Source organism: Deltaproteobacteria bacterium (assembly GCA_009692615.1).
Classification (GTDB): Bacteria; Desulfobacterota; Binatia; order UBA9968; family UBA9968; genus DP-20.
Map to the genome: position 1 here is coordinate 1 of SHYW01000058.1, position 21,901 is coordinate 21,901.

The 21,901-nt window shown below is 56.2% G+C and carries 22 protein-coding genes; 14 read left to right on the forward strand and 8 right to left on the reverse strand.

Annotated features, from left to right (window positions below; all coding sequences use genetic code 11):
* The first annotated feature begins 218 nt into the window (after positions 1 to 218).
* The 7 genes from EXR70_14655 (at position 219) to EXR70_14685 (ending at position 4,975) form a co-directional block, all read left to right on the forward strand.
* Positions 219 to 566: a hypothetical protein gene (locus EXR70_14655; GenBank protein ID MSP39725.1), complete on the forward strand. Its 348-nt coding sequence runs from the start codon at positions 219 to 221 to the stop codon at positions 564 to 566.
* A 63-nt stretch (positions 567 to 629) separates the two neighbouring features.
* Positions 630 to 875 (forward strand): hypothetical protein, encoded by a 246-nt coding sequence (locus tag EXR70_14660; protein MSP39726.1) that lies wholly within the window; start codon positions 630 to 632, stop codon positions 873 to 875.
* A 15-nt stretch (positions 876 to 890) separates the two neighbouring features.
* Complete coding sequence (locus EXR70_14665; protein MSP39727.1) at positions 891 to 1,436, forward strand: VOC family protein; 546 nt, start codon at positions 891 to 893, stop codon at positions 1,434 to 1,436.
* A gap of 69 nt (positions 1,437 to 1,505) precedes the next feature.
* Entirely contained in the window at positions 1,506 to 2,381 is an 876-nt protein-coding gene (locus tag EXR70_14670) for an alpha/beta hydrolase (GenBank protein MSP39728.1), read from the forward strand.
* Between the two features lie 133 nt (positions 2,382 to 2,514).
* On the forward strand, positions 2,515 to 3,567 hold the full coding sequence (locus EXR70_14675) for an Ldh family oxidoreductase (GenBank protein MSP39729.1): 1,053 nt from the start codon (positions 2,515 to 2,517) through the stop codon (positions 3,565 to 3,567).
* A gap of 126 nt (positions 3,568 to 3,693) precedes the next feature.
* Positions 3,694 to 4,515, forward strand: coding sequence for a DUF3891 family protein (locus EXR70_14680; GenBank protein MSP39730.1), 822 nt, complete (start codon positions 3,694 to 3,696; stop codon positions 4,513 to 4,515).
* Positions 4,516 to 4,726: 211 nt separating this feature from the next.
* On the forward strand, positions 4,727 to 4,975 hold the full coding sequence (locus tag EXR70_14685) for a DUF1272 domain-containing protein (protein ID MSP39731.1): 249 nt from the start codon (positions 4,727 to 4,729) through the stop codon (positions 4,973 to 4,975).
* Between the two features lie 77 nt (positions 4,976 to 5,052).
* Here the strand turns inward: EXR70_14685 and EXR70_14690 are convergent, their stop codons facing one another.
* From EXR70_14690 to EXR70_14710, 5 genes are all read right to left on the reverse strand, one after another.
* Positions 5,053 to 6,264, reverse strand: a complete 1,212-nt coding sequence (locus EXR70_14690; protein ID MSP39732.1) for a M20 family peptidase — start codon at positions 6,262 to 6,264, stop codon at positions 5,053 to 5,055.
* Between the two features lie 234 nt (positions 6,265 to 6,498).
* Positions 6,499 to 7,671: an iron-containing alcohol dehydrogenase gene (locus EXR70_14695; GenBank protein ID MSP39733.1), complete on the reverse strand. Its 1,173-nt coding sequence runs from the start codon at positions 7,669 to 7,671 to the stop codon at positions 6,499 to 6,501.
* A gap of 113 nt (positions 7,672 to 7,784) precedes the next feature.
* Positions 7,785 to 8,438 (reverse strand): urea carboxylase-associated family protein, encoded by a 654-nt coding sequence (locus EXR70_14700; GenBank protein MSP39734.1) that lies wholly within the window; start codon positions 8,436 to 8,438, stop codon positions 7,785 to 7,787.
* A 1-nt stretch (position 8,439) separates the two neighbouring features.
* On the reverse strand, positions 8,440 to 8,856 hold the full coding sequence (locus EXR70_14705; protein ID MSP39735.1) for a PIN domain-containing protein: 417 nt from the start codon (positions 8,854 to 8,856) through the stop codon (positions 8,440 to 8,442).
* Positions 8,853 to 9,095: a hypothetical protein gene (locus tag EXR70_14710; protein MSP39736.1), complete on the reverse strand. Its 243-nt coding sequence runs from the start codon at positions 9,093 to 9,095 to the stop codon at positions 8,853 to 8,855. The genes EXR70_14705 and EXR70_14710 overlap by 4 nt, the downstream gene beginning before the upstream one ends.
* A gap of 186 nt (positions 9,096 to 9,281) precedes the next feature.
* Here EXR70_14710 and EXR70_14715 point away from each other — a divergent pair, with 186 nt between their 5' ends.
* From EXR70_14715 to EXR70_14745, 7 genes are all read left to right on the forward strand, one after another.
* The gene (locus EXR70_14715) at positions 9,282 to 10,751 is read left to right on the forward strand and encodes a biotin carboxyl carrier protein (GenBank protein MSP39737.1); all 1,470 of its coding nucleotides are present in this window, start codon (positions 9,282 to 9,284) and stop codon (positions 10,749 to 10,751) included.
* Between the two features lie 136 nt (positions 10,752 to 10,887).
* Positions 10,888 to 11,745: an amidohydrolase gene (locus EXR70_14720; GenBank protein ID MSP39738.1), complete on the forward strand. Its 858-nt coding sequence runs from the start codon at positions 10,888 to 10,890 to the stop codon at positions 11,743 to 11,745.
* A 12-nt stretch (positions 11,746 to 11,757) separates the two neighbouring features.
* Positions 11,758 to 13,302: a biotin carboxyl carrier protein gene (locus EXR70_14725; GenBank protein MSP39739.1), complete on the forward strand. Its 1,545-nt coding sequence runs from the start codon at positions 11,758 to 11,760 to the stop codon at positions 13,300 to 13,302.
* A gap of 69 nt (positions 13,303 to 13,371) precedes the next feature.
* A complete protein-coding gene (locus EXR70_14730) occupies positions 13,372 to 13,737 on the forward strand; it encodes a DUF423 domain-containing protein (GenBank protein ID MSP39740.1) in 366 nt (121 codons plus the stop codon).
* 83 nt (positions 13,738 to 13,820) lie between these two features.
* Positions 13,821 to 14,936, forward strand: coding sequence for an alanine dehydrogenase (gene ald / locus EXR70_14735; protein MSP39741.1), 1,116 nt, complete (start codon positions 13,821 to 13,823; stop codon positions 14,934 to 14,936).
* Positions 14,933 to 15,913 (forward strand): hypothetical protein, encoded by a 981-nt coding sequence (locus tag EXR70_14740; protein MSP39742.1) that lies wholly within the window; start codon positions 14,933 to 14,935, stop codon positions 15,911 to 15,913. Before ald ends, EXR70_14740 begins: the two co-directional genes overlap by 4 nt.
* Before the next feature lie 99 nt (positions 15,914 to 16,012).
* Positions 16,013 to 16,345: a cupin domain-containing protein gene (locus EXR70_14745; protein ID MSP39743.1), complete on the forward strand. Its 333-nt coding sequence runs from the start codon at positions 16,013 to 16,015 to the stop codon at positions 16,343 to 16,345.
* A 229-nt stretch (positions 16,346 to 16,574) separates the two neighbouring features.
* On the opposite strand, the gene EXR70_14750 is transcribed toward EXR70_14745, so the two are convergent.
* The 3 genes from EXR70_14750 to EXR70_14760 all read right to left on the reverse strand — a co-directional run bounded on the left by EXR70_14750 (position 16,575) and on the right by EXR70_14760 (position 21,641).
* Complete coding sequence (locus tag EXR70_14750; protein ID MSP39744.1) at positions 16,575 to 17,765, reverse strand: hypothetical protein; 1,191 nt, start codon at positions 17,763 to 17,765, stop codon at positions 16,575 to 16,577.
* 158 nt (positions 17,766 to 17,923) lie between these two features.
* Positions 17,924 to 20,788 (reverse strand): FAD-binding oxidoreductase, encoded by a 2,865-nt coding sequence (locus EXR70_14755; protein MSP39745.1) that lies wholly within the window; start codon positions 20,786 to 20,788, stop codon positions 17,924 to 17,926.
* A 289-nt stretch (positions 20,789 to 21,077) separates the two neighbouring features.
* Positions 21,078 to 21,641: a Uma2 family endonuclease gene (locus EXR70_14760; protein ID MSP39746.1), complete on the reverse strand. Its 564-nt coding sequence runs from the start codon at positions 21,639 to 21,641 to the stop codon at positions 21,078 to 21,080.
* Between the last annotated feature and the right edge of the window lie 260 nt (positions 21,642 to 21,901).

Below are 21,901 nucleotides of genomic sequence, written 5' to 3' on the forward strand. Positions count from 1 at the left end.
CGGCCTCAACCACGGTGATCTCGCTGCGATATACTCGTTGAATTACGTCTAGTCGTTTCTCGTCTTTCATTGTCAGGGTTGTCATCCTTCCACCCTGACATAATTACGTTGCCGTTAACCCCTGACATAATCACTTTGCTACAACAAAAATTCCATGTCACGTTGTCAGCCTCGGCAAAAGATTGTATAGAGAGCCGAACGCATTTTGGAGGTGCGCAATGTCTGCAGAGAAGTTCAACGTCGGCGGCGTCTTGCTCGATCAGCCGTTCAAGATTCGCCGTCTCGGCCACTTCGGCTTTAACATGGCGAATATGGAAGCGGGCCGCCGTTTTTACACCGATCTACTCGGCTTCAAGATTTCCGATGTAATGGATTACTCCAAGCGCGCCACGAGCCCCGAGCAAGTCGCCGGCCTCGGCGATCCCAACGGCTATTTTACCCGCTACGGCGGCGATCATCATGCCATGGTGCTGTTTCCCAAACGCGTGCGCGACGCGCTGGGCCGCAGCGAAAAACCGGGCGTCACCATCAATCAAATCACCTGGCAGGTTGGCAGCATGCGCTAAGTCGGCAGCGCCATCCAATGGTTCAACGACAACAACATCAAGCAGCAGCGCTCCGGCCGCGACATGCCAGGGTCCAATTGGCATACTTATCTTTACGATCCCGACGGCCATAGCAACGAACTTTATTACGGCATCGAACAGATCGGCTGGAACGGCCACAGCAAACCGCGCAGCATGTACGATCGCGGCTTCGACAAACCGCCGGAGCTGCCGCAAATCTCCGAGTACCAAGAAGTCGAACAGGCAAAAGCCAAAGGCATCGATCCCACGAGCGGCTATCGCCACGTCGACGATTTGCCGGCGACCTAGGATGTCGACGGCATCTTGCTCGCGCGGCCGTTCAAGATCGTCCGGCTCGCTCCGGTTTATCTATTTGCCGATGACATGCAGATCGCCGAGAATTTTTATCGCCAACGCATGGGGTTTACGTTGAGTGAAGAAATAAATTACCAAGGCCAGCGCTGTTTATTTTTTAGATGCAACACCGAACATCACTCCCTGGCGCTCTTTCCCACCGCGCTGCGCGAAGCATTGGGGTTGAGCCGCCACACCAAATGCGCCGCCCTGGGCTTGCAGCTCGCCAACTATCGCCAGCTCAAAGACGCCGTGAAATTTTTTCAAGCGCAAGGCTGCGAAATCAACGACGCGCTGCCGCTGGAACTCCATCCCGGAATCGACCACGCCGCCTACGTGTTCGATCCCGACGGTCACTGCATTCAGCTTTACTGTGCCATGGAACAGATCGGCTGGAACGGCAAAGTTAAACCGAAAGATTTGCGCGCGCCGAAAACCATCACCGACTGGCCAGCAACGCTGGATGTCAATGCGAATGCCTACGCCGGCGAACCGTTCCTGGGCCCGTGGGGGTAATCGACAGATTGATTCAATGGTAGGGGCGCAATTCATTGCGCCCATCTTCTCAATTCAGGAGGAAACATCATGGAAGAAAAAACAACTTTTCATTCGGACGGCCTCAAGCTTGCCGGTCTGGTCGACATTCCGGAAGACTACAAAGCCGGCGAGCGCCGGCCGGCCTTTATCATGCTGCATGGTTTTGGCGGCAATAAAGACGGCCAAGGGCAAAAGGTCGTCGGCAAACAAATGGCCAAATGGGGTTACGTCTCCCTGCGCGTCGATTTCCGCGGCTGCGGCGACAGCGAAGGCGAACGCGGCCGAATCATCTGTCTCGATCAAGTCGCCGACACGCGCAACGCGATTTCGTACATGGCGACCCGGCCCGAGGTCGATCCGCAGCGTATCGCGCTGATCGGCAGCAGCTTCGGCGCCGCTGTCGCCGTGTTTACCGGCGGCGCCGATAAGCGCGTAGCGGCGGTGATCTCCTGCGGCGGTTGGGGCGACGGCGAGAGAAAATTCCGCGGCCAACATCCGGGCGCGGAGAAGTGGGCCAAGTTCACCGCCATGCTCGAAGAAGGCAAGCGCCACCGCGAGCAAACCGGCAAGTCGCTCATGGTGCCCCGCTATGACATCGTGCCGATCCCCGACAAACTACGTAACCGCATGAGCCATGGTTCGATCATGGAATTCCCCGCCGAGACCGCCCAGAGCATGAACGATTTCCGCGCCGACGATCAGGTTGGCAACATCTCGCCGCGCCCGCTGCTGCTGCTGCACAGCGCCAACGACTCGGTGACGCCGACTTATGAGTCGATCGAAATGTTCAAGAAAGCCCGCCAACCGGCGGAACTGCATCTGTTATCAGACGTGGACCACTTCACCTTCAACGAAGAAAACCCGCGCCTAACCAACATCGTCCATGAATGGCTAGGAAAATATTTCCCAGCAGTGAAACAGTAGAGAGAAAACGAAGATTATTTTCACCACGAAGGACACGAAGTTCACGAAGGTTCGGAAATTGTTCTTCTTAAACTTCGTGAACTTCGTGTCCTTCGTGGTGAGTAACGCCTTTTCTTCAGAGTAGGAATCATCAGTGCCCAGAATCGATCACCGACAATTACTCACATTCTGCAACCAACTACTTTCACTCGGCGGCATGGCGCGCGACGACGCCGAGCTGGTCGCCCAACTGCTGGTACGCGGCGAGCTGCGCGGTTACCCCGGCCATGGCGTGATCCGCGTCAAGCCCTATTTGAATTGGATCAAGGACGGCACCTACCAGATCAAAGACCTGCCGGCCATCGAACGCCAAGGAAAGATCACGGCTGTCGTCGACGGCAAACATTACATCGGCCAAGTGGCGGCTCATTTCGCCATGGAGCTGGCGATCGAGAAAGCCAAAGAACACGGCGCCGGCATCGTCTGCTTGCGCCGCGCCGGCCACACCGGTCGGCTCGCCGACTACATGGAGATGGCCGCCGACCAAGGCATGATCGGCATGGCCGCCGCCAGCGTCGGCTCGGCCGTCACCGCGCTCTACGGCGGCATGGAACCGGTCACCGGCACCAACCCCATCGCCTTTGGCATCCCGGCGCGCGGCGGCAAGCAAATCATTCTCGACTTGGCCACCGCCTCCATGAGCATGGGCGAGATTCAAAAGCGCGTGCGCGGCAAAGAAAAAATTCCCGAGGGCGTCATGCTCGACGGCCATGGCTCTCCGACCACTGACTTCAACGCCTTTCGAGGTCCGCCGCGCGGCGTGTTCACCGCCTTCGGCGGCCACAAAGGTTCCGGCGTCGCCTTGATCACCGAAATTCTCGGCGGCCTATTGTCCGGCAACGGCATGGGAAAACTTTACTGGGACAACCGCGGCCATGGCGTCAACGGACTTTTTCTCCAAGCCGTCGCCGTCGAAGAGTTTCAAAAACTAGAAACGTTCTACGACAAAGTCGACGAACTCATCGCGTTTATTAAGTCGACAAAATGCGCGCCGGGCTTCAGTGAAATCCTCTTGCCCGGCGAATCTGGCCGGCGCAGAGAAGCGGCGAACCGGAAACATGGTGTCGAGATTGAAGAAGGCACTTGGAACGGCTTGATCGAACTCGCGGGCAATTTGAAAGTGATCGATATCCCCACCCCGCTGTAGAAAAAAGCCTTTTGCTTTTGTCGCCGAACGGAACTACTTATGAGCGAGAATTAGTCACATCCCACGCTCCGATTCACTCTCCCTTTGGGAGATGGTAAGGGTGAGGGCTCAGCCAAGGAGGAAACCATGGTTATCCGAGAACTCAAAGACGGTCGTTCCTATGTCAGCCTACAAGAAGACCACGCCGAACTAGCGGCGCAGTTCGCCGCCCACTGGGGCAACGCGCGTTTTTCCAAACTCCGTCCCTATGAAACGATGGTGTTCGCCACCACCTATCACGACAGCGGCTACCGCGAATTCGAAGGCAACCCGCCGATGAACGTCGCCAAAGGCCGCCCCTACGCGCACCGCGAAGAAGTTCCCAACTTCGAAGCGATCGAACTCAAAGCGTACAACAAAAACGTCGAATGGCTGCACGCGCAAAATCCCTACGCGGCTTTGATCGTCTCCATGCACCGCACCGGCCTGTGGCACAATCGATATAATATTTTCACCGCGCCGGCGGGCAACCTGCGCGAGCGCAGCGCCGCGGTCAAGGACGCCAAGATCAAGCTGGAAAGCCAACAAGCTGAGATCAAACGCAAGCTGGCGGAATTGGAACCCGGCTTTGAGAATGAATTGTCCTACAACTACATGGCCCTGCAAGTCTTCGACCTGCTGTCGCTCTACTTTTGTTGCGACGGCTACGCCAACGAAAACGAATTCAAAGAATACAAAATCGCTCCTGTGCGGGTTTCCTACGACAGCGACGAATCGGTCACACTCACAATCAAACCGAATGGCAAAGGCTCGGTGATCTTCGACCCATATCCCTGGGACATCAGCCCGCTAACAGTCTCCGCCCGCGCACGCATCGTCGCGCCGCCCGCGGAAAAGACGGAAGCGGCGGTAGCCGAGGCGTATCATAAGGCGGCAAGGCAACTGCTGACGTTCGAGATTTCGGCGTAGGTTTTGAAATCGATTGTAGGGGAGGACCCTTTTCGGAAGGCAACATCAGGATGTTCCCCCTACCAACTGACCCCAGCCGTTAATCACGACGACTGATAATCGGTCTGAAGCAGTGGCCGCTAAATTGCCAGCAGCATTTGCAAACATTAATATCTACAAAAGCGGCTCCGTATATTTGTAGTTAGCCTTCACTTAATTCAAGGAGAAAGCCATGCTTCAGTTACGTCCAAACTGTGAGTGCTGCAACAAAGATCTTCCACCGCAATCCACGGCAGCACGAATCTGTTCATTCGAGTGCACATTCTGCGTGTCGTGCGCCGATTCCATTCTTGGTGGCAAATGCCCTAACTGCGGGGGAGAGCTACTACCTCGTCCTCGCCGCCCAGCGAACAAACTTGCCAAGTACCCGGCCTCTGCAGAGCGTATCCATAAACCAGCGGGTTGCAGCAATGCCGCCTAACAACCGGTTCCGCGCGACCGGCTACGCCCGCGCGTGAACCGGAACGTTAGCAGCCTGCTGTGCGAATGCCCTATTAGCTACGCTAGAACTTCTAACGCCGTCGCCGCATAGATCCGCGCGGCGGCGCGGACTTCCTGCAACGACACAACTTCCTGATCGGTGTGGGCGAAGCGCAGATCGCCCGGTCCAAACATGATCGTCTCGATAGCGCGACGATTGAGATAGCCCGCATCCAACGCCGCTGGTGAATAAAATACTTCGCCGGCTTGTCCGTTAAACGCGCGACACGCGCTGCCCACGGCTGCTGCAAGAGCGCAATCGCCGCTAACTTCAGACGGAAACATAAACGCGCCGCCTGTGACTTCAATAGACCACGGCGACAGATTGGCTAGCGCATTTCGAATTTCTTCCAACGCGACATCTGGATCATCACCCGGCAGCAGCCGGCGGTCGAGAGTTATTCGACAAGTATCCGGCACCGTGTGGCTAATCTCCGGCGCGCTTTTTATTTGCGTCACTGTCAGCGTAGCTTTGCCGAGGCCAGTATGCTCACCACCGAGCGAAAGGCGATCGAGCCGCTCCAACACTTTACGCGCGCCGTCGACGGCGTTGATGCCGTCCCGCGGCATGCTGCTATGCGCCGACTTGCCGCGCACGGTGATCTCGACATCGATTCGGCCTTTGTTGCCGAGGCAAATACGATTCGTTGTTCCTAGACCGACAATGCCGGCCTTGGCCGCGATCGGATTATTTTCGAGAATGAACTTGGCAGCGTCATGACGGCCGGTCTCACCGGCCAAGCTAACGGCTAGATACAGCGGCGCGCGCAGATTGCTCTTCGACCGAGCAACAATCGCACTTGCATACATCATCGCCGCCAACGCGCCCTTCTGCTCGCAAGCGCCACGGCCCATGGCGCAATTGCCGGCAATGCCAAAAGGCGCACCATCGACAATTTCGCCGGAGAACGGCTCTTTCATCCCACCCGCCGGAAACGTCATCGCGTAACCCATGAACAGCAAGCCCGGCGCGCCGGTATTTGCACCACACTGCCAGACCAAATTGCCCATGCCGTCGAGCGTTGCCGCGCTTCCCGTCAGCGCTTCCAACCGTGGTGCGACGTATTCAGCGACGAATTTTTTCAGTTTGGGATCGGCTTCTTGAAGTTCCGTCTGCGGCGACGGCGCGCGAAGAAGATCGACAAGCAGATTGTCGATCTCGACATCGTCGGCGAACTGATTGACGAGCTTGAACGCTTCTTGGGGAGTCATAATATACAGATTGGCCATTCAGAGGACGACAATGTTGACTTCGCGACGTGCTAACCTCGTCTCCCTCGACGGGAGAGGACAGAGGTGAAGGTGGTCGATTGAATTCCCCTCACTCTAACTCTCTCCCGCAAGGGGCGAGAGAACTTTCGGACGGGCGACCGCCGGTCGCCCCTACGATTCAGAATCGGAATTGATTTTCCGAAACTTAGCGCCTTTGCGCCTTTACGGGAGATAAAAACAAACCCCTTACGATCACCAGGCCGCCTCCAACACCTCCAGCACCTGTTCCGCACTGCGCACCGGCTTGGGATTGGTGTGAATGCTGTAATCGCCCAATGTATCCACTGACAACTGCTTCAAACCGTCGCGCGGCACGCCGAGATCGCGCAGCTTGAGCGGCAAGCCCATTTTCTGATTCATGCCGTAAACATATTCAGGAACCGCCGCGGCCAATTCTTTTTCGTTCGCCGCTTCGATGCCGATCTCCCGCGCCATGCGCAGGTAATGGCGCTCGGCCACATCGAGATTCCAGCGCATGCCGTAGGGCAGCATCAGAGCGTGGATCTCCGCGTGCGGCGCTTTGTAGCGGCCGCCGATGACATGGACGATGGCGTGGTGAATGCCGGTCCAGGCGCTATAAACGCCCATGCCCGACAAACACGCCGCCACTTGGACATTGCTAAGCGCTTCGAGATCGGTCGAGTCCGCTACCGCCCGCGGCAAGTAGCGCGCGATCAAACCGATGCCGGTAAGACAATAGGCTTCCGTCAATGGCTGCGTCTCTGTCGAGTAAACCGCTTCGACGCAATGCGCTAATGAATTCATCCCCGACGCCGCCAGCAAACGGCTCGGCGCGGTGGCTGCCGCTTCGGGATCGAGCAGCACGACCTTTGGCGCCAGCTTGGGATCGGCGACAATGAATTTCTTGCCGCCTTCGGTAATGCCGGCGGAGTAACTGTATTCGCCGCCAGAGAGCGTTGTTGGAATCGCGATATGGGGAATCTTCAGCGCCGGCATGGGCGGCACTTCTTTTTTATTGGGCGGCGTGAAGCGCACACCGAAACGCGGCAACGATCCGCCCTCGGCCAACAGCGCAGCCACGCCCTTGCCGGTGTCAATGGCGCTACCGCCGCCGACACTGACTAAGATATCGATCTTCGCATCCCGCGCCAGGACAACCGCCTGCTCAATCGACTCCGTCGGCGAATGCGGCTTCACCTGATCGAAAACAGCAGCGCACTTACTTCCGAGGGCGGTTTTTACTTTGTCCAAAAGAAAAGTCTTCGCCACCGACGGCGATATTAACACCAGCGCCCGCGTGCCGCCGAGCCGTTCGACTTCCTCGCCCAACTCGCCCAACGCCCCCGGCCCCGAAATCACCCTCTCGACATGCGGATTGTTAAAAATAAAAGATGTTCCTGCCATAGTTCACTCGACTGCTACGGACACGAGATTCCTCGTCGCTAGGCTCCGTCGGAATGACAGATATAAACAGATCTCACAAGGATTGTCATTTCGACCGAAGGGAGAAATCTCTCCTACCCATCGTACACTACCACCCGTATCGCCTGCCCGCGCCCCGACTCCGGACAAGCACTGGCGGCGACGAGCAAATCCATCTCGGCGCGAAAGTCGACATACGCTTCGTCCTTGGGCCGGATCATCGTGTCGTACATGATGCCGGTATCCGGATCGATGCGCATGCACTGAAAAATATTGAACGGGCTCGGCACGTCGTCCGGCGCGATCTTCCAGGGTGCCACGGCGCCGCTCAGATTTTCCCAACAGCCATGATCGGGGATTTCTTCGGCCTTCTTGGGATTGATATCGACGCCTTCGGCGAACACGCGCTTCGATTGTCCCTGGGCGACCATTTCGAAACGCTTGCGGCTGCACATGCCCTTTTGCAAGTCGTGCCGGCCCTCGGTGAACGTATCCGCGACGATGGTCATCATCGGGTTGTTTCTTTTCGAATAGAGAACATCGCCGGTACTGATAAAAATCTTCACCTGATTGGTCTTGGTCCGCGCCTGATCGAAGCGTTCCGTCAAGTCGTGCAGATTGAACGCGACGAAATCGACGATGCTTCGACCAGCGATCTGCAGCCGCTGCCCCTTCTTCACTTCAAACGACGCGCCGGAGTTCTTCGCCATGATCGTACTTTTCACGACACCCATCCGAATCTCCTTCATTTCACAAAGTCTCCGGCACTCGCCGCAGACCAGGATAGTGTTCAAAATGACGGTCGAAAGCGAAAGCCTCGGAAATACCCAATCGCTGCGCGTGGGCAAAGCTCGTACAGTCTACGAAACTAAATGAATGATCGGAAAACTTGCGGAATATATTGAGGCCGGCAGCGATATCGCCGTCGGTATTTTTTTCTAAGAAAGCAGACTCCCGACGATACAACGAAGTCGCAACGCCAACAGCTACCCGATGCCCGCGTGACGTTTTGTCGCGCACGCGGAGCAAAGTCGCGGTTTCAGCCAGAACATAATCGCTCGTAACGAGCGCTTCTCGGTTCACGCGTAGCCACGCCAACGCTGCTCCATGATCGGGGTCGTTTCGCACTGCCAAAGCGAACCATGCACCGGTGTCGACGAAGATCACCGCTCATCCCCATAAAGAATTTTGTCGTGATCCCGGCCTGTGAAACCTTCGCACGAAATCTTACCCGCCCATTTCTTGATCGCCGCTATTTGGCTCTTCGCGTGCATTTTGCCGTTGTGAGCAGGTGGTTTAGCCTTAGAACACGACTTTCTTAGCTGTTCGACAAAGCGTACGACTTCACGTCGAGCATGAAGCGGTAACTTTTCATATTCCCTAAGTATCATCGGCTTGATCGCCATTTTCCGACTCCTTCGATAAACACTATGATTTATTCATTATAGACCTAAATCTGTCAAACGACCTAATAGGCTATAAGTCATTTCAACAGCTAAGTGAGGCTATCTGGAGAAAATCCGCTGAAGGATCATGAATTCATTCTCCCTTCATGTTATGAGATCTAAGATTTGAGATTCCCCGGAGGCACCATGGAAACTATTAAATTTGTCGACACCACGATCCGCGACGGCCATCAGAGCTTGTGGGCGGAGAACATGACCACCGGCATGATGTTGCCCATCGCCAAAAACTTGGACGACGCTGGATTTGAAGGCATCGAGCTGATTTCCGGCTCGCACTTGAAGAAATGCGTGCGCGACTTGAAAGAAGATCCTTGGGAGCGGGTGCGCCTCGTTTCGAAGCTGATCACCAAGACGCCGCTGCGTTTGATCGCCGGGCGGGTCAATACTTTTGAATACAATCCGCCGTCCATGTACCGGTTGTTTGTCGAGCGCATGTTCGCCAACGGCATCAAGGAAGCGCGCATCTCGGATGAATGGAACGACTACGAAGGCTGGAAGTTTCGCGTCGGCGAATGCCATCGCGTCGGCATGAAGTCGATCTTAAATTTGATCTATTCGGTCTCGCCCAAACATAGCGACGAGTATTTCGCCCTACGCACCCGCCAAGCCGCGTCGCTCCATCCCTATCGGCTTTGCTTGAAAGATCCGGGCGGGTTGCTGACGCCGGAGCGCATGGACACCTTGGTGCCGGTGATTTACAAAAATGCCAACGGGATTCCCGTCGAGCTGCACACCCACTGCACCACCGGTCTCGGCCCGCTGTGCTGCATCAAAGGCATGGAGCTGGGGATTCGCTCGTTCAACACGGCATTGCCGCCGCTGGCCGACGACACATCGAATCCTTCGCTATTCAACGTCGCGAAAAACGCCCGCGCGCTGGGTTACCAAACCGACATCGACGAGGAAATCTTACAGCCGGTGTCGCGCCACTTCACCGCCATCGCCAAGCGCGAAGGCTTCACCATCGGCGCGCCGGTGGAATACGACTACTCGCAATACCAACACCAAGTTCCCGGCGGCATGCTGTCGAATCTGCGCTTTCAACTGCGCAAGGTCGGTTTGGAAGACAAGTTTCCCGCGGCGCTCGAAGAAGCGATCAAAGTGCGCGCCGAGTTCGGTTACCCGATCATGGTCACGCCGCTATCGCAATTCATCGGCAGCCAAGCGGCGATCAACGTGATCGTCGGCGAGCGCTACAAAGAAGTCACCGATCAGATTATCAAGTTCGCTCTCGGCCACGCCGGCGCTGAAGGCGCCCAGGACATGGACCCAACGGTGAAAGACAAGATCCTTGACCGACCGCGCGCTAAGGAATGGGCCAAGTGGACGCCGGACGAACCGACGCCCGACGAGATTCGCCGCAACATCGGCGCCGAAGGCACTTCCGACGAAGAGTTGCTCTTGCGCTGGATCATCGGCAAAGAGGATATCGATTTCATGCGAGCCAACAAACGGCCACTGGAATATTTGAATTCCGAACAGCCCCTGGTGAATCTGCTGCAGGAACTGTCGAAGCGCACCAAGAACCGGCAGATTCATGTGCAGACGGCGAATTTTTCCGTGACGTTGGAGAAGCGCGCCGAATCGGCGCGCTAGTTTCGAGTTCCGGGTTTCGAGTTACGAGTTGTCCAGTCGATCGCGAAACCTGAAACCCAAAACACTCCACGTCTCGGTTGAAACTCAACCACGCCAGTGCAATAAGAATAGAAACCAAACCAGGAGGCACTAGACCATGGCAAAAGATATCGTTGCAATCGACGTTCACGTGCATCTATCCGACGAAACCACGCAGAAGGCGAAAGGCGACCGCACGGCGCAGATGGCCAAGTATTTCGGCCGCGAACGGCCGCCGGTGTCCATCGACGAGATGGCCGACCAATACCGCGCCCGTAAAATGATGGCGGTCATCATGAACACCCGCGACGAGACGATTACCGGTCTCACTCCGGTTCCCAACGACCATGTCGCCAGCGCGGTAAAAAAACATCCCGATGTTTTCTTGGCCTTCGGTGCCATCGACCCCTGGACCGGAAAATTGGCGCTCGATGAAGTCAAACGCTGTAAAGACATCGGCCTTTGCGGCATGGGCGAGCTCAATCCGGCGCGCCAGCATTTTTATCCTAATGACCCGCGCTTTTATCCAATCTGGGAGCAGTGCGCTAAATTGAATATGCCGATCCTGTTCCACGGCGGCATGGCCGCGGCCGGCGCCGGCACACCGGGCGGCATGGGAATTAAATTAAAATACAGCCAGCCGATCCACGTCGACGAAGTCGCCGCCGACTTTCCCGAACTGAAAATCATCAGCGCCCATCCGACCTGGCCCTGGACCGCGGAGAGCTTGGCCGTCGCCCGCCACAAAGGTAATTACTACATCGATCTGTCCGGCTGGGCGCCGAAATATTTCCCGGCGGAACTGCTGCACAACATCAACACGCTGTTGCAAGACAAAGCCATGTTCGGCTCCGACTGGCCCGCCATCGGCGTCGAGCGCTGGCTCGAAGAGTTCGGCCAAGTCAACATGAAACCCGAGATCCGCAAGAAGATCATGTTGGACAACGCGGTGAAGTTCTTCGGAATAACCCTGTGAAGACTTGGAGTGATGGGTTCGGAAAATTTGAAAACCCATTACTCCACCACTCCACCACTCCAGTACTCCATTACTCCAACCATTATCATGACCACTGACGCCATCCGCTTCGTCGACACCACCATCCGCGACGGCCATCAAAGCCTGTGGGCGGAGAGCATGACCACGGGCATGATGTTGCCGGTCGCCGAAGCGATGGATCGCGCCGGCTTCGACGCCATTGAATTGATTTCGAGTTCGCATTTGAAAAAATGCGTGCGCGAGTTGAAAGAAGATCCATGGGCGCGGGTCAAGCTGTTGAGCCAGCGGATCAAGAACACGCCGCTGCGATTGAACGCCGGCCGCTTCAGCGCCTTCGATGTCACGCCGCGTTCGATGTACGGTTTATTCATGGAGCGCATGGCGGCCAACGGCATTCGCGAAGCGCGCATCTCGGAAGAATGGAACGAACTTGAAGGCTGGGAGTGGAAGACTAAAGTCTCCCGCGCCGTCGGCATCAATCCGGTGCTGAATATTATTTATTCGGTCTCGCCGAAACATACCGACGAATACTTCGCCGAGCGCACGCGCCAAGCGGCGTCGTTGAAAGTAAACCGCCTCTGCCTCAAAGATCCCGGCGGTCTGTTGACGCCCGAGCGCGTGCGCACGCTGGTGCCGATCGTTTTCGCCAATGCCAACGGCATTCCCGTCGAACTGCACACCCACTGCACGACTGGGTTGGGACCGCTCTGCTGTCTCGAAGCGGTGAAGCTCGGCATCAAGATCGTCAACACCGCGCTGCCGCCGCTGGCCGACGGCTCGTCCAATCCGTCGCTGTTCAATGTCGCGAAGAATTTGCGCGCCCTGGGCTATCAGACGCTCATCGATGAGGAATTGCTAAAGCCGGTGTCCGATCATTTCACCTACATCGCCAAGCGCGAAGGCTTTCCCATCGGCGCGCCGGTGGAGTACGACTACGCCCAGTACCAACACCAAGTTCCCGGCGGCATGATTTCCAACCTGCGCTCTCAACTCAAAAAAGTCGGCCTAGAAAATAAAGTCGACCAAGCGCTCGAAGAAACCATCCGGGTGCGCGCCGAGTTGGGCTACCCGATCATGGTCACGCCGCTGTCGCAGTTCGTCGGCAGCCAAGCGGCGATCAATGTCATCGTCGGCGAGCGCTACAAAGAAGTCACCGATCAAATCATCCAATACGCGCTCGGCTACTGGGGCAAAGAAGGCGCCGAACTGATGGCGCCGGAAGTCAAAGCGAAAATCCTCGACCGGCCGCGCGCCAAAGAATGGGCCGAACGCCCGCCGCCCGAACCGTCGGTCGCCGAGCTGCGCAAGAAAATGAACGCCGAGAATTGTTCCGACGAGGAATTTTTACTGCGCTGGAATCTCGACGTCAAAGAAATCGAAGAAATGAAAGCCGCCGGCGCGCCCAAAGAATATTTAACCGCCAACCAGCCGCTGGTAAAATTGATCGACGCGCTCAGTCAACGCAAGGATTATCGGCAGATCGTCATCCAAAAAGGCGAGATGGTCGTCTCGCTAAACCGCGGCGCGTCTGCATAATTTCTTTAAAACCGTAGGGGCAAGGCGCGCCTTGCCCTCTTGCGACCACGAAACACGAGCACTATTAAAATGGACCGCTTCTTCTTCAGCGCCGGCGCCATCGCCGCTTTCATCGCCGTCGCCCTGGGCGCCTTCGGCGCCCATTCGCTGCGGACAAAATTAACGCCCGAGATGCTCAACATCTTCGAAGTCGGCGTGCGCTATCAAATGTATCACGCCTTCGGCTTGATCGCCGTGGCTTGGGCGATAACAAAATGGCCGGAAGCAAACCTAAATTCCGCCGGCTGGTGCTTCATTGTCGGCATCGTCATCTTCTCCGGCAGTCTCTACCTACTATGCGCAACCGACGCGCGCTGGCTCGGCGCGATCACGCCCATCGGCGGTCTCGCGTTCCTCGCCGGTTGGGCAATTCTCATTTGGTCGCTCAACCGCTAAATCTTCTGACTCCTGCATTCTGAATTCTGCCTTCTGGATTCTGCATTTTGCATTTCTCCCGTCCATCGCGTAGCCTTTGAGACATGATCATCGGCGTCCCGAAAGAAATCAAAACCGAAGAAAATCGCGTCGCAGTGACGCCCACCGGTGTCGCCGGCTTCGTCGCACGCAATCACAAAGTTCTGATCCAACAAGGTGCCGGCAGTGGTAGCGGCTTGAGCGACGCCGCTTATCAAGCAGCCGGCGCCAGCATCGTCGCAACGGCGAAAGAAGTCTGGAATCAGGCCGACATGATCATGAAGGTCAAAGAGCCCCAGGAGTCCGAGTTTGCTTTGCTGCGCCCCGGTCTGATTCTTTTCACCTATCTCCATCTTGCGGCCGCCGAGTCGGTTACTCGCGCGCTGCTCGATCGTAAAGTCACCGCCGTCGCCTACGAAACCATTCAGCTCGACGACGGTTCGCTGCCGCTGCTCGCGCCGATGAGCGAAATCGCCGGCCGCTTGTCGATTCAAGTGGGCGCTTGGTGCTTGCAGGCGGAAAACGGCGGCCGCGGCATTTTAATCGGCGGAGCCTCCGGCGTGCGCCCAGCTAATATCGTCATCATCGGCGCCGGCATGTCCGGCGCCGCCGCCTGCCAAGTCGCCGTCGGCATGGGCGCGCACGTTAGCATTCTCGAGGTCAATCCGAATAAACTACGCTACGTGCACGACATCCTCGGCGGCCATGTGACAACTTTAATGTCGAACCGCGCTAACGTCGAAGAAGCGGTGGTCGGTGCCGACCTAGTCGTCGGTTCGGTGCTAATCCCCGGCGCTCAAGCGCCGAAGTTAATTTCACGCGCTCTGGCGCAACGAATGAAAGCCGGCGCGGCCTTTGTCGATATCGCCATCGATCAAGGCGGCTGCGCCGAAACATCCCGGCCGACGACTCATCGAAATCCAATCTACGTCGAAGAAAAGGTTGTCCACTACTGCGTCACCAACATGCCGGCGATCGTGCCGCACACCTCGACCTATGCTTTGACGAATTCAACATTGACTTACGGATTGGAATTGGCCAATCGCGGCTTTCCGCAAGCGCTGGCGCGCAACAATGCGTTGGCCAAAGGTCTCAACACCTTCAACGGTAAAATCACCTACGAAGGCGTCGCCAATGCGTTCAATCTTCCATTCACGCCGGTTGACGAGGTGATTCGATGAGACTCGTCACCCGCGCCGACTTCGACGGCCTGGTCTGCGGTGCCCTCATCACCAAGTTCGAAAAGATCGACGACTATCTCTACGTCGAGCCCAAATTCATGCAGGATGGCTTGGTCGAGATTCGCAGCGGCGACATCATCACCAACCTGCCCTACCATCCCAACTGCACGCTCTGGTTCGATCACCACATCACCAACACGACGCCGAATTTCGAGACGCCGATCGTTCTCGGCAAAGGCGGCTTTCGCTTGGCGCCGAGCGCGGCGCGAGTGGTTTACGAATATTATGAAGAACTGGGCAATAGGCAACAGGCTCAGCCAAAGGCTGATCAGCCTCCGGCTGAAACTGGCAGCAACCGGATCACCGGGAATGAGATACTGTCCTTTCTCGGCACGGCGCGCATGCAGCACTTGATGCACGAAGTCGACAGAGTCGACGCGGGAAAGTTAGAACAGCAAGACGTACTCAATCCCCAGGGCTACGTCCTGCTCTCCATGACCACCGACGGCCGCAACGCCGGCGACGAGCCGTACTGGTTGAAAGTGATCGACCTACTGCGCGACGCAACGTTGGCAGAAGTGATGAGCGATGCCGACATCAAGCGGCGCTGCCAACGCATACAAGCCGAACAGGAAAAGCTGCGCCAGCTGCTGCTTGAAAGGACAACCTACAAAGGCAACGTCATCTACTGTGACCTGCGCGGCGTCAATGAAATCCCCGACGGCAACCGCTTCCTAGTCTTTACGCTCTTCCCTAAAGGCAACATCCAAGTCAAAATCGCCCGCGACAGCCAGCGCGAAAATACCACGTCGATCTCGGTGGGCTACAATATTTTCAACCCAACCTCGAACGTCAACGTCGGCGAGCTATTAAAAAATTACGGCGGCGGCGGCCACAAAGTCGTCGGCTCCAGCCGCGTGCCCAATGATCTGGCGGAACAAGCGATCAAAGAAATCCTAGCCGCGGTGACGGAATAAGAAGAAATTAACCGCAAAAGGCGCAAAGAGCGCAAAAGAAGAATTGGATTCTTGTAGGGGCGACCGGCGGTCGCCCGCCTTTGCGAACCGCGAGAACTAATGAAAATCATCAACCTCAACGCGGCGCTAAAGCGCCTTAAGAAAATCAACGAAGAAATCCGTTACACCGACTGCTTCAAGGAAAAACAATTCACCAGCGGCCTGATCGCCTTTCGCCCGACCAAGAACTCAGATCGCAAACAAATCAATCACGATGACAAAGACGTGGTCTGCCAAGTCATCAAAGGCACCGGCCGCCTGCGCGTCAACGGCAACCGCATCCCGATGAAGCCGGGCGTCATCTGCCACATCCCCAAAGGCACGCCACACGACTTCGCCGCAGGAAGAAATGGTGAATTGGTGTTGTTCTATTCGTTGATTAAAAACGTTTGAAAGCCTTCAGCGGGATCAGCGAATCAATTCACAAATCGCAAGTCCGTCATGCCGGTGAAAACCGGCATCCAGGTGGTGGCGAGCGGTGTGGTTTCAAATACTGGATTCCGGCCTGCGCCAGAATGACGGCACGAGATGAAGGCCCATGTTCCTACGGTAGCGCCGCTCCTTAACTTCCCAGTTTGAAATGTGAAATTTGTAATTTGAAATTCTGAGCGCCAGCGAGGACTCACCACCACTTCGCCTGCTCATACTTCGCCCGATAAAACCCATCCCACACCGCAGACGCCGGTTTTAACTTCTTGTCGCTGTTTTGCATGCCGGTATAGGCCCAGATGCGCGCGATATCGTCTAGCGGCGGACGTAGGCGGGCGACCAGCCGGTCGGAATCCGTGCTGGCGAAGTTGATGACGAACTCGTAGCTATCGCGCGCGGCGGTCTTGAGCAGCAGCTCGGTGAATTGCAGCTGGTCGCCATCCGACCCGAACAGCATTGTGCCGTAGGATTTAAGATCGACGTTGCGCGAAGTCATGCCGCTTTCGGCGACGACAATCGATTTTTTAAATTGTGTGGCGAAATTGAAAAAACTCGGAGGCAGCGGCCGCGGCACTTCCGGACTCATGTGCGGATAAAGACTCATGGCGAACAGGTCGCTGTGGCGCATCATTTCCGCCACTTCTTTTTCCTGCTCCGATCCTTTGGCGTCCCGCGCCAGCCGCTTGTAGTGCAACACTTCAGTGGTGAAAAATACCGGCAGCGTTTTGTGCGCTTTCTTGAGCGCGATGTAGGTATCGCGGTGCAGCTCCTTCAGCTGGCGCCATTTGTTCACATCGCGCGACAGCAGCATGTTCGATTCGACGCCGATCGCCAAATAATCCGGCCGCATGGATTCCACCGCGCGCAAGATGAAATTGAGAAACGCCCGCTTGACGCGCGGACTGTTGAGCGCTTCCTTGTCCCACGCTTTCGGCAATGGCTGATTGTCCGCGTCGCCCCAGTACGGCGCCAAGTCGCGGCGATCTTTGTTGAGCGGCGAGATCGACAGAAATAATTTTTTACCCGCCGGAGGCCGGTAACTCATGTTGCTTTGCACGTCTTTCGAAAACGGTTTGCCGTCGTGAGCTTCAGGCCAAGGAATGCCGCCGATGAACATCACCGAAACGATATCGCCGTGGGCGTGGGCGAACTCTTGCGCGGTGGCGAGACCTTCGGCATTGAGATCCGCCGGCCAGCCGGTAAATCCCATCAAGAACGGCCGGGTCGCGGGCCCGCGATAGTCGGGCAGTGGCGCGGACTTTTGCGTTACGGGTGACGGCGCAGGCGCTGGACGCGCAGGCTCGACCAGAGATTCACTACCGCAACCGACAAATTGCAGGATAAATAGCAGAGCGAAGGCTGCGCGGATTAAATGCTGTCCCATAGCCAACAATTATTGGGCTTTGGAGTAGGAGGGTCAAGGACAAAGAGCGTCAGAACCATATTTCTATCCCCACAGACTGTCGCGGCCAACCCAATCTCAAATTACCTCATGACAAAGTGGAGTAATTTGCGAATTTTTGCCCAAGCCCAAGATAACGTCTACAGCAGCTCCACCGGATGCTTCGCTTGGCGTTTGGCCAAATGATCGATCTGCTGGCGGCAGGAAATGCCCGGCGCGACCACTTCGACATCGACGCTTGCACCCTTCACTGCGGGGGCTAGCCGTTGGTTGCCGATCTTGGCCGACAGATCGTAATGTTCCTTTTCGAATCCAAAGGAGCCGGCCATGCCGCAGCAGCCCGAGTCGACTTCGCTCACTTCATAGCCGGCGGCTTTGAGCATCGCCACGGTCGGCGCGGTTCCGACCAAGGCTTTCTGATGGCAATGGCCGTGCAGCAAAACTTTCTTACCGCCGCCGCTTGAATTTAATTTCAGCCTTTCCGCATTCACTTCGCGCATGACGAATTCTTCGAAAAGAAAACTCTGCGCCGCGACTTTCTTGGCGGCGTCGCTGCGGATGAATTCGGGATATTCATCGCGCAGCGTGAGCAAACACGACGGCTCCAAGCCAACGATCGGCGTGCCCTTGTCGGCATATGGCGCGAGCTTCTGGACATTCCACGCGGCATTTTCTTTCGCTTGGCTGAGCATGCCTTTCGAGATCATCGGCCGGCCACAGCATTTTTTGTCGACGAGCAAAACTCGGTAGCCAGATTTTTCTAAAAAGCGTGTTGCCGCGATAGCGACGTTGGGTGTGTTGTAGTTATTGAACGTATCGTGAAACAAAACCACATCGCCGTTAGCACCGTCCCCTGCCACTTTGTGTTTGACGAACCAATCCCCAAAGCTCTCGCTCGCGAACTGCGGCAGCGGCCGGCGGCGATCGATGCCGGTGAGAACTTCCATCAGCCAGCGGTTAGGCGCTGAGTTGACGATCCAATTGGACACCGGCGCCAACGCCGAGCCGATTCGATTTAGTGTCTCGATGGCGCCGAACATTCGATTGCGTAGCGGCAAACCGTTGGCGCGATGATAGTGATCGAGGAACTCGTATTTCAGTTTCGCCATGTCGACGTTGGACGGGCACTCGGCCTTGCAGGCTTTGCATTCAAGACAAAGATCCATCACGTCGTATAAACGTTTGCCGGTGAACTCCTCGCGCGGCACCAAACCCGAGAGCACGTTGCGCAGCGCGTTAGCGCGGCCGCGGGTGGAATGTTCTTCGTCGAGGGTGCCCATGTAGGACGGACACATGGTGCCGTCGAGTTTCTTCCGGCACTCGCCCATGCCGCTGCACATCTCCACCGCCCGCGCGAAGCCGCCCTGTTCGGCAAAATCGAGCGTCGTCTGCGGCTCCCAGGTTTTGTATTGCGGGCTGATCTTTAGCGATTCGGTCATCGCCGGCGCGTCGACGATCTTGCCGGGGTTGAATAAATTATTGGGATCGAAGGCGCACTTGATTTGGCGAAAGGCGTCGTACAATGCCGGGCCGAACATCTTTTGATTGAAGTGGCTGCGCGCCAAACCGTCGCCATGCTCGCCCGACATGGAGCCATTGAACTCCAAAACCAAATCGGAAATCGCGTTGGCGATGGAAACCATCTTGCCGCGCTCGCTCTCGTCTTTGAGATTGATCAGCGGGCGAATGTGCATGCAGCCGACTGAACAGTGACCGTAGTAACCCGCGACGGTGTCGTGGCGCGCTACCACTTCGCGAAAACGGCGGATAAATTCCGGCAGCTTTTCCGGCGACACCGCGGTGTCTTCGACGAACGCGATCGGCTTCTTGTCGCCTTTGGTGCCGAGCAAAAGACCGAGGCCGGCCTTGCGCACGCCCCAGATCGCTTTCACTTCTTCCGGCTTGAACGCTTGAGTCGCGGCGTAGCCGATCTTTTCACGCCGGCGCAACTCTTCGAGTTTCTCGACCTGCGCTCTGACTTCCGCTTCGGTCTCACCGGCATATTCAACCATCAGCAACGATTCCGGCGTGCCCTGCACGAAGCCCAACTTGCGCGACTGCTCGATATTACCGCGCGCCAGATTGAGAATCATCTTGTCAGTCGATTCCATGGCGTAAGGCTTGGTCTGCAAAACGATCTGGGCGCACTCCAGCGCAGCAATATCATCGTTGAAATGAATCACGTCCATGGCCGTCCATTTCGGTTTCGCCACCAGACGCATCTTGGCTTCGACGATGGTCGCCAGCGTGCCTTCCGAGCCGACGATCATACGCGCCAAATTGAATGGCTGAGGTTTGATGAATTCGTCTAAATTGTAACCCGACACCCGCCGCATGATTTTCGGATAGCGCGCAAGGATTTCGGGTTTGTGATGCGCAGCCAAACGAAATACTTCGCGGTAAGCCCGCCCCTCGATGGTGTCGGGCTTACTTTTGCGCTCGACTTCAGCCGGCGACAAATCTTTCAGCACCACTTCGCTGCCGTCGGCCAAGAGCACCGTCAGCTCGATCACGTGATCCAAAGTTTTCCCGTAGGTCAGCGAATGGGCGCCGGAGGAATTGTTGCCGACCATGCCGCCGATGGTGGCGCGGTTCGAAGTCGAAGTGTCAGGACCGAATTGAAGACCCATGCCGCGCACGTAAGCGTTCAGTTCATCCTGGACCAAGCCCGGCTCGACGCGGCACCACAATTCTTCTCGATTCACTTCGAGGACGTTCCGCATGTACTTGGAGAAATCCAACACGATGGAATGGCCCACAGCCTGCCCGGCCAGTGAAGTCCCGCCGCCGCGCGACAACACCGACACGCCCAGACGATTGGCCACTTCGATCACCGCGTGAACATCGTTCTTGTGGCGCGGCACGACGACGCCGATGGGTTCGATCTGATAGATCGACGCATCGGTGGAGTAAAGCAGGCGCGAATACTTGTCGAAGTGAATGTCGCCTTCGATGCGCTTTATTAATTCCGCCTCGATCTCAAAATAATCTCGACTCCCACTCATCGCTTCCTCCCGAAATCCGACACACTGAAGTACAAAATATCTTATCGCGCCAAGCAACCAGAAAAACAAATCCGAAATTCGAATATCGAAATTCGAAACAAACACAGAGAGAAGTAAATCTCAAATTGGGAAAATCCAAAACACCGAGACCGAAGGAAGTTTGCGTGGAACCACTCGAATGGGGATTCCAAAGGGGGTGAGCATCTCCTTGGGTCCATTGTATTCTACGGCGGGGTCAACACCCCGCTCGCGCGGTGGCTTCGTTTATTGAGGTTAGGAACGAAGGAACTTACTCGAAAATTTCACTAACGGCGCATTTAAAACCGGGTAGAAGTTCCGTGGTGAGGACATCGTTAGTTTCTTTGCTCAGCTCTGAGGCGCGTCCGTATCCATGTTGCGTTAGCTTGAAAATCTTGACGATCTCCAATTCCGGGTCGACAATCCAGTACTCCTGGACGCCAAAACGTTCAAAGAGCTTGCGTTTGGTTACTTCGTCCTTTTTGCGGCTCGATTCGGAAAGGATTTCGACGACGAGATCAGGAACGCCCTGGATGTTATCGTCCGTCACGATAGTGGCGCGCGCAGCGGAGACAAACAAAAGGTCAGGCTGCACGACGTTTTCATCAGACAATACAACATCGAATGGAGCGGCAAAAACCTCGCCGAGGCGATGAGACGCCGCGACACCGCTGAGCGCGACAAAAAGTCGCCCTGAGATTCTCTGATGTTTGGTTCTTGGCGCGGGAGTCATGTAGTGATCCCCCTCGATGATTTCATGACGCTTTCCATCGTCGGGAAACTGAAGATAGTCCTCATATGTGAGCTGGCTGCTATGAATCTCTTGCTTAACCATGGCATCTCCGCCCGCGCATCAATTAAACGAAGTCACTTCGCGGGCGGGGATTTCACCCCGCCCTTGACCAAAGGGGATGCTCGCCCCCTTTGGAAACTCCATTTAATTGTTCCCGCCTCAAGCGGCGGGGTTAACATAGAATGTATTTTCATTCTTACCAAAGGTCTCTGAGTAGCGCAAGGAAACATTGCACGGCCTAACCGCTGTCGCTTAACCCGGAAACTGGAGTGCTGGAGTACTGGAGTAATGCTGATCGCATT